This window comes from Capnocytophaga sp. oral taxon 863 str. F0517 (assembly GCF_000466425.1).
Classification (GTDB): Bacteria; Bacteroidota; Bacteroidia; order Flavobacteriales; family Flavobacteriaceae; genus Capnocytophaga.
Window position 1 is genome coordinate 175424 of the sequence record NZ_KE992171.1, and the last position, 16741, is coordinate 192164.

A 16741-nucleotide genomic window follows, 5' to 3' on the forward strand; every position below is an offset into this window, starting at 1 on the left:
ATAATGAGTTGAATACAATTTTGGAAATAGAATTATTTTTTTTCACTAAAAGCGTTGGCAACGCTCGAACAAGCCACCACGGCTGCCGTTTCGGTACGTAGGCGGTGGGGGGATAGCACCACTGGAATGAAGCCTTTTTCCAATGCTTTTTGGATCTCTTTTTCTGAAAAATCTCCCTCCGGACCTATTAATATGGTAATATTTTTCACCTTATCGGGCAGGGTACTGATTTGTTCGAAAAGGGATTGCCTATTGCCTTCTTGGCAATGAGCGATATACTGGGCATCGCCTGGTGCTTGGTCGAGCCATTCCAGTAGTGAGATTGCGGGGTTCAGCTTGGGCAGATAGTATTGTAGTGATTGTTTCATAGCCGAGAGAAGTAGCTTTTCGAATCGTTCTATTTTGACGACTTTTCGCTCGGAGTGCTCACAGATGATGGGGGTAATCTCTTGCAGTCCTATCTCCATTGCTTTCTCTAAGAACCATTCATAGCGTTCGTTCATCTTGGTCGGGGCGACGACCATATGCAGGTGATAAGCAGCCGCCGGCATAAGTTCACATGATTGGATATGGGCTAGGCACTTTTTATCACCAATCTCTTGGATATAGGCATGGTATAGGTGTCCCTTTCCATCAGTAATAGAGAGCAAATCTCCTGTCTTTTTTCGTAAAACCTTGTGTATATGAGTGCTTTCCTCCTTGTCAAAAAGCACATTTTCACTCTCGGGGTTCACGGTAGGGTGGTAGAATAACTGCATCTTTTTTTGGGGACAAAAATAAGGATAATTTGTCAATGGGCAAATGGGGCAATGGACAAATTCGTTCATTCAATTAAACAAGAAATAATTTTGATTATAAAAATATTTTTTATACATTTGCTCCGTGTAACAAAGAAAGCTATAGGTACAAATTTCTATAGGGAATATGGACAAAACGATTTCGCAATATGATAAGGTAATAGCCCATTGCCTGTCTATATTTACAGATAAGATGAAGGATTATGGGAGTGCGTGGCGTACGCTGCGTTTGCCTTCGCTTACCGATCAGTTATTTATCAAGGTACAGCGTATACGAACGCTTCAGGAGAAGCAGGAGAGAAAGGTAGAGGAAGGGGAGTTGCCGGAATTTGTAGCTGTGGTCAATTATTCTGTGATGGCACTGATTCAGCTGAAGCTATCGGTGGCGGATCGTCCTGATTTGAACATTCCCCAAGCGGTGGCTTTGTATAAGGAAATGATAGCGGAGACACAAGCGCTTATGCTGCGCAAGAATCATGATTATGGAGAGGCGTGGCGCAATATGCGTATCAGCTCATTGGCGGATCTTATTTTTCAGAAAATACTTAGAATCAAACAAATAGAAGATAACAAAGGAAAAACCCTCATCAGTGAAGGGGTGAAGGCTAATTATCAGGATATGATCAATTATGCTGTCTTTGCACTCATTCTTTTTGAGGAAATTAGTGAAACAAACAATGAAAAAAATTAGTACTTCTATCATCCGCCTTATTGTGGGGGTGGTATTTATCATCAGTGGATTTGTCAAACTGGTCGATCCTATAGGATTTTCTTTTAAGTTAGAGGAATATTTTGAGCCACCAGTACTTGATATGCCATTTTTTATTCCCTATGCTTATCCTATTGCTATATTTGTCGTAGCTTTCGAACTTATTTTAGGTGTATTGCTACTTTTGGGCTATCTAAGGAACTTCACCCTTCTTTCTCTTTTAGGACTTACTATCTTCTTTGGATTCCTTACGTTCTATTCCGCTTATTTCAATAAGGTGACCGATTGTGGGTGTTTCGGAGATGCACTTAAGTTCACCCCATGGGGGTCATTTACCAAAGATATGATTTTATTGGCCTTGGCACTCCTTCTTTGGGTAGCAAGAGAACATATAAAACCTATCTTTACCAGCAAAATATCGGCAAGCATTCTCTCACTTACGCTCTTGGGTTGTATTATTTTGGTGGCTTATACCCAAAAACATCTTCCTATTATCGATTTTCGCCCCTATAAAATAGGAGTAAACATTCAAAAAGGCATGGAGATACCAGCCAATGCCCCCAAGGCAGTGTATGATTACCATTGGAAATTCAAGGTAGGGGATAGGGAAGAGATTATCACCACTCAGGGGGCTTACCCTGAGGTGGAAGGAGGTACCTATCTGTCAGTCGAAACAGAATTGGTATCCAAGGGCTATGAGCCCCCTATTCATGACTTTGTAATACAGAACCAAGGAGAAGAAGTCACTCAAGAACTCTTGGCTGAGCCTAAGTTATTGCTTATCACTTCTTATAATCTTAAAAAAGCAAACATGGAGGGCTTTGCCCCCATCAAGCAACTTACCGATAAAGCCATAAAGGCAGGTTACAGAGTAGTGGGGCTTACCCCCTCTCCTGAAGAGGCTAAGGCGCTATTGGGACAATATGGGCTGAATTTTGACTTCTATGCAATGGATATCACCCCACTGAAAACCATGATTCGTGCCAATCCAGGAATACTTCGCCTCGAAAAAGGGACTATTATGCAAAAAGTAAGCTATAACGACACTGAAAAAATAGAATTGTAATGGAACAACCACAAGAGGAGATGTCTTTCTTGGCACACTTAGAAATACTACGCTGGCATATTATTCGGGCTACCATGGTAATTATAGCAGTGGCTTTGTTGGCTTTTTTCTTTAAAACATATATATTCAAGTATATTATTCTTCCCCATACGCAAGGGGATTTTCCTACCTATCAGTTTTTCTGTGAAATAGGGCGCTATTTTGGCTCTGAGACCGATTTTTGTCAGCAGAAATTACCTTTGGTTATACAGAACCGAACCATGACAGGGCAGTTCTCCGCTACCTTGTGGATCTCTTTCTGGACGGGCTTAGTGGTAGGATTCCCTTACTTGATGTATGAAATGTGGCGTTTTATCTCCCCAGGGCTTTATCAGAAAGAGCGAAAGATGGCCAAAGGCTTCATAGGGATTACCTCCATCTTATTCTTCGTGGGGGTACTCTTCGGCTACTATATTATAGCCCCATTATCGATCCATTTTTTTGCGACTTATTCGGTAGTAGATGGAGGGCAAATGGTTAAGAATGAGATAGATATAGCCTCTTATATAGATATGCTACGCTCCTCGGTGATCTCCTGTGGGCTTATCTTCGAACTTCCTGTAGTGATTTACTTCTTGGCCAAATTGGGCATTGTTACTGCTGATTTTCTACGCAAGTATCGCAAGCATGCAATCATTGTAACCCTTATCTTGGCAGCTATTATTACCCCTCCCGATGTAGCCAGCCAGGTAATCGTCTCTATTCCTATACTGATACTCTATGAAGTAAGTATTTTTGTAGCTAAGATAGTACAAAAAAGACAAGAAAGAACTAAATTAAATTGATATACCAAAAATGAATTTTACACCTGATTTAAGCCAATTACCTCATTGGCAAGCACTTAAAAAGATATGTAAGGCACAATCAGTACTGGATTTGCTTATCTGTGGGCAGGAGTTCGAGACCTATCATCGATATATGCCCAGTAGCCAAGAGGAATATGAGGGACAAGAGGCTCGTATAGGCTTTGATTTTGAGGAAGAGGATGGCCCTTCTCTTCATTTGTTCTTTACTGAAAAAGGCTGTATCATTGTACCCAGTGTTTGTGAGAATTTCCAAGGAACATCGGAACATTTTGAGAAGCAAATCCCTAAGGATTTTCAATCTTTTTATAGGAAAAACTATCAGGAACAAGAAGTGCCGTTCGTGATCTATGCACAGGAAGACAAGCCATGGCAGCTCCTTACGAATTTTGAGATAGAGCAAGAGCTATTCACCCTCAAGCACCTATCTGAGGATCCGGAATTCTACAAAGATTGGGCTATTATTTTCTTTGGAGAAGAAACCGAATACCTTAATGATGACGCCTCTACCGAAACTATTGAAGCGCTTTATCAAGGAAAAATTCTTACTGAGAAAATGGTATATACCATTGTCAGTGGGGTGCAGGACTGGCTCTTCTTGGAAGAAGAACTCAATCGTATCCCGTATCGTTTTGATTTTTAAGGAATTTTATTTGCTTAAAGGATTCATTTTCTAATGTGATAATCAAGATCTTTGGACAGGAAAAAGAAGGTAGGAAAATAAATAAAGATAATGCAAATAAGTGAATTGTTAGAAAATAATAGAATAAGCCTACGCACTTACAATGTTTGTATGGAACAGCGATGGTTTTCCTCAGAGGATATCCGCAATTATTACAATAAGAATAAAAACTTTGAAGGGATAAAAAACTGTGGAAAGCGGTCAGCCGAGGAGCTTATGCGTATTTCATCTTTGGATTTCTTAGAGAAGGTAAAGGAAGAAGACCTGCTTAACAAGCAACTTTTGGCCTCTTTTAAGAAATTGACCCCACCTCAAAAAGAGATAATTGAAAGCTATATCAAGATGCTTACAGCCAACCTCTCTCCTCGGCTAAAGAATACCTTGGATCTATATTTCATACAAGGAATCTCCTTGCAGGCCTTTGAGCTTTTTTATATGAAAGCTCAAGAGAAGGCAATCAAAATAAAAGGTATAGGACGAAGAAATATCTTGGACTTAGAAAATTATTTCGATAAGATAAAATACTTCATTGTAGAGGTTAGTAAGGTGGAGAACTCTGAAAAAGTATTGTTATTCAAGGATTTGTGTGTTGATAAGAATATCTATCCCTTGAATGATATCCCTGTGATGGTAACTCGCTTGGGATTCTTCAAGGTGGTGGACTATCTGCTTACAACACCCATCCTATTCGATGAAAGTAAAATAAAGCTCTTTTCCAAGGCATTCAAATTCTATCGTCACACCACAGGTTTGAAACTCAGGGAGATAGGAAAGCAGATGAATATTACCCATGAACGCGTGCGACAAATTCGAAATCAGACGATTTGTGATTTATTTAAGAAATTGCCTATAGTTCGAGCCTTTGATGATGAGTTGCTCGTACAGAATCATATACAAACATCTGGAGATATTATTTTTCTTACTCCCGAACAGGTAGCTGTAATCAACCAGAAGAGCCATACCGACTTTACCGATGGTTTTGTTCACTTCATCCTTTGTATTTATTTGGATAAATATCAGTTGGTAGGTAACCTTTCGGATGTTCTTTTTCCTCATTTCTCTAAAAAGAAAAACAGACATAATTGGAAGAATATCTATTTGGTAACCAAGGATATACATCCTTATTTGGATTGGGAGACATTGGTCTTGGACATCTGTTCATTGCTTGAGAAGAAGACAGCGAAGCAGTATGAGATCTCTCTTAGGGAGAAAATAGCCCCTTACCTTGCCGCCACTCCTTATCTTTTAGATCGTGTCTCGAAGGTGGTTGCCCTTATACTCCGCCAAGAATTTGACCTACAAATAAAAGGGGATACCCTCACCATCCCTCGTAATACTTACAAGCAGATCAATGAATATGCCTATGAGGCCTTAGAAGCCTTGGGAACTCCCTCCTATGTAAAGGAAATAGCAGAAAAAGTGAAGGAACTCTACCCCAAGACAAATTTCACTTATGCGGGTATTCGTTCGTCTCTCAAGAGAGAATATGGATTTGTCCCTATCGGGAGAAGTAGTAATTTTGGACTGAAGAAATGGGAAAATACAGTGGAGAACTTCAAGGGAGGTACCATTCGTGATATTACCAAGGAGTTTCTCCTTCAGCAGAAGGAGCCTCAGACGCTGGAACAAATCACCTCCTATCTGCTTCAGTATAGGCCTCATACCAACGCTAAAAGTATCTTGACCAACCTTAAAGCAGATACTTCCGACACCTTTATTTTCTTTAACAATTCTCAGATTGGTCTCACCCAAATCACCTATCCAGAGGCCTATGGCTTACAGGTGGAGCAACCGGTTAAGAAACGCACTTGGGAAGAAAACTATCAGGCAATGACCCTCTTTCTCCAAAAAAACAATCGCTTGCCACTTTCTTCGGACAAACATCTCGAGGCCATTGTCCTATACCGGTGGATGAGTGTACAGCGAAACTTAATAAAAAATGGACGTGTCTCCCAGGAAAAAAAAGACCTCTTTCAGGCACTTATAAATAGAAATTATGAAGACATTACGAGCTGAAAATATAGTAAAAGAATACAAAGGACGTAAGGTGGTCAAGGGGATCTCCTTGGAAGTCAAGCAAGGAGAAATTATAGGCCTCTTGGGGCCTAATGGAGCCGGCAAGACTACCTCTTTCTATATGATAGTAGGCTTTATCAAGCCCAATGCAGGACATATCTTCCTCAATGACAAGGAGATAACCCGCTATCCTATGTACAAGCGCGCCCAAAATGGGATTGGCTATTTGGCACAAGAGCCCAGTGTGTTTAGAAAAATGAGTATAGAGGACAATATCTTATCTGTTCTACAGCTCACCAAGCTCACCAAGAAGGAACAGCTCTACAAGATGGAATCCCTTATCGATGAGTTTAACTTAGGACATATTCGTAAGAATAGAGGAGACCTGCTCTCCGGTGGGGAGCGTAGGCGTACCGAGATTGCACGCGCCTTGGCCACCAGTCCCGATTTTATTCTCTTGGACGAACCCTTTGCAGGGGTCGATCCTATTGCGGTGGAGGATATACAGAATATTGTCTTCCAACTGAAAAACAAGAATATAGGAATCCTTATCACCGACCACCGTGTGGAGGTAACCCTACCGGCAACCGATCGCACTTACCTGATGTATGAAGGAGGAATCCTCAAGGCTGGACTTCCCGAGGAACTCGCCTATGACCCTATGGTCAGAGAAGTATATTTGGGAAATAACTTTGAACTCAAGAAAAGAAATTAAAAATAATTACACTTAAAAATAATCATATAATGTCAGATATTCAACAACTTACCGACCTTACCACCCAAGTGCGTAGGGATATTTTACGAATGGTACATGCCGTAAATTCAGGACATCCGGGAGGCTCCTTGGGCTGTGCGGAGTTCTTAGTGTGCCTCTATAATGAAGTGATGGACATCAAGTTACCTTTTGCTATGGATGGGCATGGGGAAGATTTGTTTTTCCTCTCCAACGGTCATATATCTCCGGTATTCTATAGTGTACTGGCTCGCCGCGGTTTCTTTCCCGTAAGTGAGCTCGCCTCCTTCCGTAAGATCAATACCCGCTTGCAGGGACATCCTACCCCTTGTGAAGGCTTAGAAGGGGTACGTGTAGCCTCTGGTTCCTTAGGACAAGGACTTTCGGTAGCCATAGGAGCGGCCTTGGCCAAAAAGCTCAATGGAGATAACCATCTTGTCTATACCCTACATGGTGATGGCGAATTACAAGAAGGACAGATATGGGAAGCGGCCATGTATGCCGCTGGAAAAGGAGTGGATAACCTGATTGCGACGGTGGATTACAATCAAAAACAAATCGATGGCCCTACCGATGTGGTACTTCCCTTGGGTGACCTCAAGGCTAAGTTCGAAGCCTTTGGCTGGCAGGTAGTCTCCATAGAGAAAGGAAACGATATAGCCTCTATTTTAGAAGGACTTAAGGCAGCCAAAGCCCTCACCGGTAAGGGTAAGCCTGTATGTATACTCCTACATTCTGAAATGGGGAATGGAGTAGATTTCATGATGGGTACCCATGCTTGGCATGGTAAGGCGCCTAATGATGAACAGTTGGCCAAGGCCTTAGCTCAAAATCCGGAGACCTTAGGTGATTACTAATAAAATAAAGGGCGAGCCACCGAGGCTCGCCCTTTGTTTTATTATACTCTTACACGCCATCCGAAAGGATCTTCAGACTTGTTGTATTGTATATTAAGTAAATATTCCTTGATACGAGCCGCATAGCTATCCTTAACCTCTGGTAGGCGATATTCCTTACCTTCGTAGCCGAAGGCTGCCACAGGACTCACCACTGCGGCTGTACCACAGCCGAAAATCTCTTTTAGGGTACCGTTTTCTACCGCTTGCAATAGCTCAGTAACGGTAATGGAGCGAGATTCAAAAGCAATACCCAACTTCTCGGCTACAGCCATCACACTTCGGCGGGTAACCCCATCCAAGATACGTTCGGTAGGTGGGGGAGAGATAAGGGTATCTCCTATACGCACCACAATATTCATAGTACCACATTCTTCTAACTTCTGGTGGGTAGCATCATCCGTCCAGATAATCTGTTGGTAGCCCTCTTCCTTGGCTAAGGCCGTTGGATAGAACTGTCCGGCATAGTTGCCCGCAGCCTTGGCAAAACCTACCCCACCGTTGGCCGCACGGCTGTAGTGGTCGGCTATTTTCACCTTTACCTCTTGTCCGGCATAGTAGCTCTGTACAGGGGAAGTGATGATCATAAAGCGGTACTCACGGGCGGGATTGGCCTGTACGCCAAAGGAAGTCCCAATCATAAAAGGACGAAGATAGAGTGCATTGCCAAAACCAGGCTGTACCCAGTCTCTGTCCAAATCCACCAACTTTTTTAGGGCTTCGTCAAAAAGATCTTCGGGGAATTCGGGCATAGCCATACGCTTACAAGACTTGTTGATACGAGCATAGTTCTCTGTAGGGCGGAAAAGGAACACCGCTCCTTGGTCATCCTTATAAGCCTTCATCCCTTCAAATACAGCCTGTCCGTAGTGGAACACACTCATAGAAGGCTCTACCGTGAAAGGCCCATAAGGCACAATACGCGGATCTTGCCACTTACCATCCTTATAATCACAGATGAACATATGGTCAGAGAAGATTTGCCCGAAAGACAACTTAGAAAAATCAACCTCCTGTAGTCTACTCTTAGCTACTTTTTCAACAGAAATAGAAAATTTTGTAGTATTCATTATTTTCTTTTTAAGAATTAAATCGCAAAGTTACGAATTAAATAATGAATAGCCGACAATTAAAAATTAATTAACGGTTAATTAAGGAATAAGGAGCGGTAGGAATTTTAGAGGGATAGAGCTGTAGGAAAGCAGGAAGGAACATCTTTGGAAAATAAACATTTAGAGATTTTAAGTTTTGTATTTTAACGTTTATTTGTTGTGCAAATAATTCATTATTTCTTACTATTTTTTTTGCAAAAACATTTGTTATTTTAGAAATAATTCTATACCTTTGTGGCACATATAAAAATACTAATAAATGAAGAAGTATACAACAAAACTCATGACTCTTGTTATGACTGCTTCCTTGCTTGGTGCTTGTGGAGGCGGCGAAACAGAACAAAAAACGACTTCTATACCTGCAACTGATATTGTTGCAGAAGGCGAACAGGAGATGGCAGAGCTTACCTCTCCGCCTTATGTACCTAAGCCTGTGGGTACTCGTGCGGCCAAGAAGCTTAAGGTAGATTTGGAAATCATCGAGCAAGAAGGAGAAATCATGGATGGTACCAAATATCTATTTTGGACATTCGGAGGTACAGTACCAGGTAGCTTTATCCGTACTCGTGTAGGGGATGAGGTAGAATTTACCCTCAAGAACCATCAGGACAATAAGCTCCCTCATAATATTGACCTACATGCTGTAACAGGTCCAGGAGGGGGAGCCGCAGCAAGTTTGGTAGCGCCAGGGCAACAACGTACCTTCAGCTTCAAGTGTCTTAACCCTGGACTTTACGTATATCACTGTGCACAGGCACCAGTGCCTTTGCATATTGCCAATGGGATGTACGGACTTATCTTAGTAGAACCTGAAGGAGGTCTTCCTCCAGTGGATAAGGAGTACTACGTAATGCAAGGGGATTTCTATACCGATGGTGCCTATGGAGCAGGTGGTACTCAGGCTTTTAATCAAGAAAAGGCTTTGAAAGAAACACCTGACTATATTGTATTCAACGGTAAGGTAGGTTCGCTTACTCAAGATGGTGCCCTTACTGCCAACCCAGGAGAAACCGTACGTCTTTTTGTAGGAAACGGTGGCCCTAATATGGTATCTTCCTTCCACGTGATTGGGGAAATCTTTGATCGCGTACATGTAGAAGGGGGTAGTCTTTTGAATGAAAACGTACAGACCACCCTTATCCCTGCCGGTGGGGCTGCTATTGTAGAGTTCAAGGTAGATGTACCAGGCTCTTATGTATTGGTAGACCACTCTATCTTCCGTGCTTTCAACAAAGGTGCGCTTGGGCTTTTGGTGGCTAATGGAGAAGAAAACCGTAAAATATACGCTAAAAATGAAGCAGTTCCTTATGTGTCGGATCTAAAAATCTCTACCACTCCTAAGGATGAGGCTATCATGAATAAGACCAAAGAACAACAAATCGCCGACGGTAAAGGAATCTATACCAAAGTGTGTGTGGCCTGTCACCAAGCACAAGGACAAGGTATGGAAGGAGCTTTCCCTCCATTGGCCAAATCAGACTTCCTCAATGCCGATGTAGATAGAGCCATAGATATCGTACTACACGGAAAACAAGGAGAGATCACTGTAAATGGCAAGAAATACAACAGTGTGATGACCCCTCAGCCACTTTCTGTACAAGAAGTAGCCGATGTACTTACCTATGTATATAATACTTGGGATAATAGTAAGAAGGTTGTTACCCCTGAAATGGTACAAAAAATTAAAAAATAATTCAATAAGGGGTGCCCAAGGCACCCCTATTTTTTAAACCTTATAGCTTATGAAAAAACTACTCTGTATATCTTCCTTTCTTTTTCTTTTGCAAGTGGTAGCCCAAGAGGCTACTCCTATGGTGGAAATCAAAGGGGGAACTTATATCCCTATGTACGGGGTCAAAGAAAAACAAAAGGAGACCAAGCCTGTGAAAGTGGCTTCCTTTCTCATGGATGTATATCCGGTGACTAATGCTCAATATAGAGATTTCTTAGAGAAGAATCCTCAATGGCAACGGTCTAAAATAAAAAGACTCTATGCACAGAAGAGTTACCTCTCGGCATGGAAAGGAGATTTGGACTTTGCTCCCCTTGATCTGGAGGCTCCTATCACCAATGTCTCTTGGTTTGCCGCTAAAAAATATTGTGAATGCCAGGGCAAGCGCCTCCCTACTACTGACGAATGGGAGTATGTAGCCCAAGCGGATGAGACATCGATCAATGCTCGTGACAAAAAAAGCTATTCTGATTATATTACCAATTGGTTACAGACCCCTCGTACCTATGAAAATAAAATAGGAAGTACGAAAAAAAATTATTGGGGGGTATATGATATGTATGGCTTAGTATGGGAATGGGTCAGTGACTTCAATAGTGTGTTCTTCTCCGGAGAAGCACGCAAAGACAATTTCGGGGATGACGGTCTTTTCTGTGGAGGGAGTGCCCTCAATGCGTCAGACCTGACCAACTATGGGGCTTTCATGCGCTATTCCCTTCGTGGCAGTCTCAAAGCAAACTATACAACTAAAAACTTAGGCTTTAGATGTGCGAAGAATAAATGACAATGAAGCGTGAAAAATGAAGAATAAAAAGTGGATAATTAATAATTAACAAATGACAATTATGAAAAGGTTTTTTATCATGGCTTTAGGGGTGCTATTACTCCAAGGCTGCAAGAACAACTCAACAACATCCTCAGCAGATGCTAAGGAGGCAGAACAAACCCATGTGGAAACTACCGCTGCTCAAGAGCAGGGAGAGGTGACCAAGGCTACCGAGATTTCAGATATCTCTATCTACAATCTTCCTGAAACATGGACAACCCAAAACGGGAATGATATACAATGGAAGGACTTTAAGGGGAACGTATTGGTGGTGGTAATGATATATACCTCCTGCAAGGCGGCTTGCCCGATCCTAATTGCCGATATGCGCGATATACGCAAAACGGTCGATGCTTCCGATATGCCTCATAAGAAAAAGGTAAAGTACATCTTAGTGAGTATAGATCCTAAGGTGGATACCCCTGAACACCTCAAGAAATTTGCCCAAGAAAGCGGTATGGATGATGACCAATGGGTCTTCCTACGCTCCGATGAAGAGAAAACCCGTGAGTTTGCCGCAGTATTGGCTGTGAACTACAAGCAAATCTCTCCGGTGGACTTTTCTCACTCCAATATTATCAGTGTTTTCAATGCAGATGGAGAGCTTGCTGCACAGCAAGAAGGCCTAGGAATTGATCGTACCAGCATCGTACAAGAGATCAGAAAACAATTAGAAAAAGTGACTGAATAAGAGGATTCAATCAAGAGTGAAAAAATAGTAATTTGGCTTTAGTATATGCTTATAAATTCGTATTTTTGTGCCCCTAAAAATTTTGTATGGAATACGTAAGTGTTTTTGAAATGCTTAAGATAGGAGTAGGTCCCTCCAGCTCCCATACTTTGGGGCCATGGCGTGCAGCTGAGACCTTCTTAAACGAACTCCGAGAAAGACAAATTCTAGAAAGAGTACAAAAGGTACAAGTAGACCTCTATGGATCACTTTCGCTTACAGGAAAAGGACATGCCACCGACTTGGCTGCTATGTTGGGCTTGAGTGGTACTGATCCGGAGTATATCCCTATTGATAGTATCGCTACTATCATCAACGCTATCAATCAAGATAAGAAATTGCACCTGGCTGGCGAGTGCTTCATTGATTTTGATCTAGCCACTCAGGTGGTTTTCAATAGAAGGTTCTTACCCTTCCATGCCAATGGAATCACCTTTACAGCCGAAGGGGAGGGGATGGAAACTTATGCCTCTACGTTCTATTCTATAGGAGGGGGCTTTATCGTCAAAGAAAAAACAGAAGAGGACAAGCCTTCTCAGGTAGAGAAGGTTCATTTTCCTTACGAATTTAACTCGTCCAAGGAGCTTTTAGCTCATTGCCAAAGAGAAGATAAGAAGATTTCTGAAATCATTTTCGAGGACGAGAAAGTACTCCGAGAAGAGGCTAAGATACATTCGGAACTCTTGCGCGTATGGCATACCATGCAAGAGTGTGCCTATATAGGTTGCCATACCGAAGGTATCCTCCCTGGAGGGCTCAATGTAAGGCGTAGGGCTTATGATATTCACAAGAAGCTCTTAGGAGAAATTCCAGCCTATGAAGGACTTGATGCTTGGCTGGCAGCCATTAGAAATAAAAAAGTAGAATTCCGCGAAATTCTCAAGTGGGTTACTTGTTTCTCCTTAGCGGTCAATGAGGTCAATGCCTCTTTAGGCCGAGTGGTAACCGCCCCTACCAATGGTAGTGCAGGGGTGATTCCTGCTGTATTGCTCTACTACTTAGCAATAGACAACCACCAAGCAGGCGATAAAGAAATCGAACAATTCCTGCTTACAGCTGGGATCATTGGTAGTCTTTTCAAAAAAGGAGCCACTATCTCGGCAGCAATGGGAGGCTGTCAGGCTGAAATAGGAGTGTCCTCGGCTATGGCAGCGGCAGGCCTATGTGAGCTATGGGGTGGTACACCCGAGCAGGTGATGATCGCAGCAGAGATAGCTATGGAACACCACTTAGGACTTACCTGCGACCCTATAGGGGGGTTGGTACAAATCCCATGTATAGAACGCAATGCGATGGGGGCGGTGAAGGCTATCAATGCGGCTGAACTCGCTCTGGAAACAGACCCTAAAAATGCCAAGGTACCTTTGGATAAGGTTATCCAAACCATGTGGCAGACCGCCCAAGATATGAATACCAAGTACAAGGAAACCTCCGAAGCAGGCCTTGCGGTAGCTGTAAGTGTAGCCGATTGCTAAGATGACTAAGAGAGAGAAAGTACGCCTTATCATGGAGAAGCTCGACGAGCTCTTTCCTGACCCACTTGTTCCTTTGGATCATAAAGATCCTTATACGCTGCTTATAGCTGTAATTCTTTCAGCCCAGTGTACCGATGCAAGGGTGAACCAAATTACCCCACTGCTCTTTGCCAAGGCGGACAACCCCTATGATATGGTCAAGCTAAGTGAAGAGGAAATACGAGAGATTATAAAGCCGGTGGGACTTTCCCCTATGAAGGCACATGGCATCTATCATCTCTCTCATATACTGATAGAAAAATACGAGGGGCAGGTGCCCCAGTCCTTTGAGGGCTTGGAAGCCCTTCCTTCGGTAGGGCATAAGACGGCCAGTGTAGTGATGAGCACAGCCTTTGGCGTGCCCGCCTTTCCGGTAGATACCCACATACATCGCATGCTTTTCCGCTGGGGGCTCTCCGATGGCTCTTCGGTGGTGCAAACCGAAAAAGATGCAAAAAAAGCCTTTCCTAAGCGAAAATGGAACAAACTCCATTTGCAGATTATCTACTATGCCAGGGAATATTCCCCTGCTCGTGGCTGGAGTCTTGACAAAGATGTTATTACAGCAATGATTAATACCAATAATGATCAATGATTAATGGCAATAATGATCAATGATTAATGGCAATAATGATTCGAATAATTGACATTATTTGTAAGCAAAAAAGAGGTAAAAACAATTTGTTTTTACCTCTTTTTATAATAATAATTTTTATAAATTAATCATTAATCATTAATCATTAATCATTAATCATTAACCATTAACCATTATTTCTTGTATTCCTCGCGGAGTTTCTTAGCTGTTTCCACCATGGCGGTAAGGGCTGATTTGGTTTCTTCCCAGTGACGAGTCTTCAGACCGCAGTCAGGGTTTACCCAAAGGTTGCGGAAAGGAACAACAGCGATGGCTTTTTTCATCAGCTGGTAGATTTCGTCCTTAGAAGGTACACGAGGAGAGTGGATGTCATATACTCCAGGGCCTATTTCGTTAGGATACTTGAAGTCGGCAAATACATCCAAGAGTTCCATCTGAGAGCGAGAACATTCGATGGTGATCACGTCTGCATCCATGTCGGCGATGGCCTCGATCATATCGTTGAACTCGGAGTAGCACATGTGGGTATGGATTTGGGTTTGGTCTTCCACGCCAGAGGCAGAGATACGGAAGGCCTTGATCGCCCAGTCAAAATATGCTTGCCAGTCAGCCTTACGTAGCGGTAAGCCCTCACGGATAGCAGGTTCGTCGATTTGAATAACCTTGATACCTGCTTTTTCGAGATCTACTACCTCATCACGGATGGCAAGGGCTATCTGGGTAGCTGTTTCAGAACGAGGTTGGTCATCACGTACGAAAGACCACTGTAGGATAGTCACAGGCCCGGTGAGCATACCTTTTACAGGAAGCTTAGTGAGGGACTGTGCAAACTTACTCCAGCGAACAGTCATAGGTTTTGGACGAGATACATCTCCGTAGATAATAGGAGGTTTCACGCAACGAGAACCGTAGCTCTGTACCCAACCGAATTTGGAGAAAGTATAACCGCTGAGGAGCTCTCCGAAGTATTCCACCATGTCGTTGCGCTCGAACTCACCATGTACCAATACATCGATACCGGTTTGCTCTTGCCAACGGATAGACTCTTCGATTTCTTTTTCCAATTTTTGGTCGTATTCTGCTTGAGAAAGGGTACCTTTGTTGAAGGAAGCTCTCCAAGAACGCACCTCAGCTGTTTGAGGGAAAGAACCAATAGTAGTGGTAGGGAATAGCGGTAAGTGTAGGGCTTCTTCTTGTACCTTTTGACGGGTAGCGAAGGCACTCTTACGCTGGCTATCCTTATCAGTAATAGCCTTAACACGAGCTTTTACTTCAGGATTGTGGATAAGGGTAGAAGTCTTGCGGTTTTGAGCAGCCTTTTTGTTTTCCTCGAAGATAGCCTTTACCTCAGGGCTTAGGTCATGACCTAAAGTAAGGGACTTGAGGGTAGCCAATTCTTTAACTTTTTGCTTAGCGAAGGCCAACCATTGCTTGATCTCAGGGGTAAGTACCTTTTCGTTGTTCTCCAACTCCAAGTTACAAGGAGAGTGGAGCAATGAAGAAGAGGTCGCCAAATAGATACGATCCTCACCGATCACTTCTTTAACCTTTTCGATTAGGGCAAGAGAGTGTTCGAAGTTGTTTTTCCAAATATTACGTCCATCTACAATACCGATAGAAAGTTTTTTATCCTTAGGAAGTGCTTTTAGAACACTATCAAGTTGAGCAGCTGCACGTACTAAGTCGATGTGTAGTACATCAAGTGGTAGAGATACAGCCAGTTCGGTATTGTTGTCCAAAGCACCGAAGTAAGTGGTAAGGATAAATTCGGTATTAGGGAATTTGGCCTTAAGCTCAGCATATACTTTTTTGTAAGTGGCGGCTGCACCTTCAGGGAGGTCAAGTACCAAGTAAGGCTCGTCAATCTGGATGGTTTTAGCTCCAGCATCCACAAGGCTCTGTACCAGCTCTATGTATACAGGGAGTAAGCGATCGGCCAGTTCCAAGCGGTGGAAGCCAGCTTCTTTTTCTTTACCTAAGAGTAGGTAAGAGACGATTCCAAGGAGAACAGGTTTGGTTTCAACCCCATGTTTTTTAGCTAAGTTGTATTCTTGTAGCGGTTTATTTACCTTGATAGAAAAGGCTTGATTTTTAGTAAATTCAGGTACGATATAGTGGTAGTTGGTATCGAACCATTTGGTCATTTCAGAGGCAGTAACATCGATTCCATCCTTTTGGTAACCACGAGCGATGGCAAAGTATTGCTTAAGTTCAGAGAGGCTTTGGGTAGGGGCAAAGCGCTCAGGGATGGCATTGATTGTAAAGGAAAAATCCAATACTTGGTCATATAACGAAAAATCGTTAGAAGGGATAAGGTCGATACCCGCTTCTTTTTGCAAAGTCCAGTTATGTACACGGATTTGTTCCGCTACAGCAAGCAGCTCTTCTTCACTGAGTTTTCCCTCCCAGAAGGCTTCATTGGCTTTCTTAAGCTCTCGCTTCTCTCCGATACGCGGATAGCCTAATACATTTGTTTTCATATTCAATAATT

General features: G+C 42.7%; 15 protein-coding genes. 12 read left to right on the top strand and 3 right to left on the bottom strand.

Going from position 1 to position 16741, the window contains the following annotated elements; translation table 11 throughout:
• Nucleotides 1–32: 32 nt before the first annotated feature.
• Entirely contained in the window at nt 33–758 is a 726-nt protein-coding gene (locus HMPREF1551_RS10150; protein WP_021629042.1) for a 16S rRNA (uracil(1498)-N(3))-methyltransferase, read from the bottom strand.
• 166 nt (nt 759–924) lie between these two features.
• Between HMPREF1551_RS10150 and HMPREF1551_RS10155 the strand changes: the two genes are divergently transcribed.
• The 7 genes from HMPREF1551_RS10155 (at nt 925) to HMPREF1551_RS10185 (ending at nt 7702) form a co-directional block, all read left to right on the top strand.
• Entirely contained in the window at nt 925–1488 is a 564-nt protein-coding gene (locus tag HMPREF1551_RS10155) for a DUF1599 domain-containing protein (protein ID WP_021629044.1), read from the top strand.
• Complete coding sequence (locus tag HMPREF1551_RS10160) at nt 1475–2572, top strand: BT_3928 family protein (protein ID WP_021629045.1); 1098 nt, start codon at nt 1475–1477, stop codon at nt 2570–2572. The genes HMPREF1551_RS10155 and HMPREF1551_RS10160 overlap by 14 nt, the downstream gene beginning before the upstream one ends.
• On the top strand, nt 2572–3396 hold the full coding sequence (gene tatC, locus HMPREF1551_RS10165; RefSeq protein WP_021629046.1) for a twin-arginine translocase subunit TatC: 825 nt from the start codon (nt 2572–2574) through the stop codon (nt 3394–3396). Before HMPREF1551_RS10160 ends, tatC begins: the two co-directional genes overlap by 1 nt.
• A 10-nt stretch (nt 3397–3406) precedes the next feature.
• Nucleotides 3407–4057: a hypothetical protein gene (locus HMPREF1551_RS10170; RefSeq protein WP_021629047.1), complete on the top strand. Its 651-nt coding sequence runs from the start codon at nt 3407–3409 to the stop codon at nt 4055–4057.
• Nucleotides 4058–4207: 150 nt separating this feature from the next.
• Nucleotides 4208–6112: a helicase associated domain-containing protein gene (locus HMPREF1551_RS10175; RefSeq protein WP_021629048.1), complete on the top strand. Its 1905-nt coding sequence runs from the start codon at nt 4208–4210 to the stop codon at nt 6110–6112.
• On the top strand, nt 6093–6827 hold the full coding sequence (lptB, locus tag HMPREF1551_RS10180; protein WP_021629049.1) for an LPS export ABC transporter ATP-binding protein: 735 nt from the start codon (nt 6093–6095) through the stop codon (nt 6825–6827). Before HMPREF1551_RS10175 ends, lptB begins: the two co-directional genes overlap by 20 nt.
• A 29-nt stretch (nt 6828–6856) precedes the next feature.
• Nucleotides 6857–7702, top strand: coding sequence for a transketolase (locus HMPREF1551_RS10185; RefSeq protein ID WP_021629050.1), 846 nt, complete (start codon nt 6857–6859; stop codon nt 7700–7702).
• 41 nt (nt 7703–7743) lie between these two features.
• On the opposite strand, the gene HMPREF1551_RS10190 is transcribed toward HMPREF1551_RS10185, so the two are convergent.
• On the bottom strand, nt 7744–8811 hold the full coding sequence (locus HMPREF1551_RS10190) for a branched-chain amino acid aminotransferase (RefSeq protein WP_021629051.1): 1068 nt from the start codon (nt 8809–8811) through the stop codon (nt 7744–7746).
• A gap of 301 nt (nt 8812–9112) precedes the next feature.
• Between HMPREF1551_RS10190 and nirK the strand changes: the two genes are divergently transcribed.
• The 5 genes from nirK to HMPREF1551_RS10215 all read left to right on the top strand — a co-directional run bounded on the left by nirK (nt 9113) and on the right by HMPREF1551_RS10215 (nt 14250).
• Nucleotides 9113–10546 (top strand): copper-containing nitrite reductase, encoded by a 1434-nt coding sequence (gene nirK / locus HMPREF1551_RS10195; RefSeq protein WP_021629053.1) that lies wholly within the window; start codon nt 9113–9115, stop codon nt 10544–10546.
• Between the two features lie 49 nt (nt 10547–10595).
• Nucleotides 10596–11369 (top strand): formylglycine-generating enzyme family protein, encoded by a 774-nt coding sequence (locus HMPREF1551_RS10200; protein ID WP_021629054.1) that lies wholly within the window; start codon nt 10596–10598, stop codon nt 11367–11369.
• A 79-nt stretch (nt 11370–11448) separates the two neighbouring features.
• Nucleotides 11449–12102: an SCO family protein gene (locus HMPREF1551_RS10205; protein ID WP_034544621.1), complete on the top strand. Its 654-nt coding sequence runs from the start codon at nt 11449–11451 to the stop codon at nt 12100–12102.
• Nucleotides 12103–12188: 86 nt separating this feature from the next.
• Entirely contained in the window at nt 12189–13616 is a 1428-nt protein-coding gene (locus HMPREF1551_RS10210; RefSeq protein WP_021629056.1) for an L-serine ammonia-lyase, read from the top strand.
• Between the two features lies 1 nt (nt 13617).
• Nucleotides 13618–14250 carry an endonuclease III domain-containing protein gene (locus tag HMPREF1551_RS10215; RefSeq protein WP_021629057.1) on the top strand — a complete coding sequence of 211 codons (633 nt, stop codon included), beginning with the start codon at nt 13618–13620 and terminating at the stop codon, nt 14248–14250.
• 173 nt (nt 14251–14423) lie between these two features.
• Here the strand turns inward: HMPREF1551_RS10215 and metE are convergent, their stop codons facing one another.
• Nucleotides 14424–16730, bottom strand: coding sequence for a 5-methyltetrahydropteroyltriglutamate--homocysteine S-methyltransferase (metE, locus tag HMPREF1551_RS10220; RefSeq protein WP_034544641.1), 2307 nt, complete (start codon nt 16728–16730; stop codon nt 14424–14426).
• Nucleotides 16731–16741: the final 11 nt, after the last annotated feature.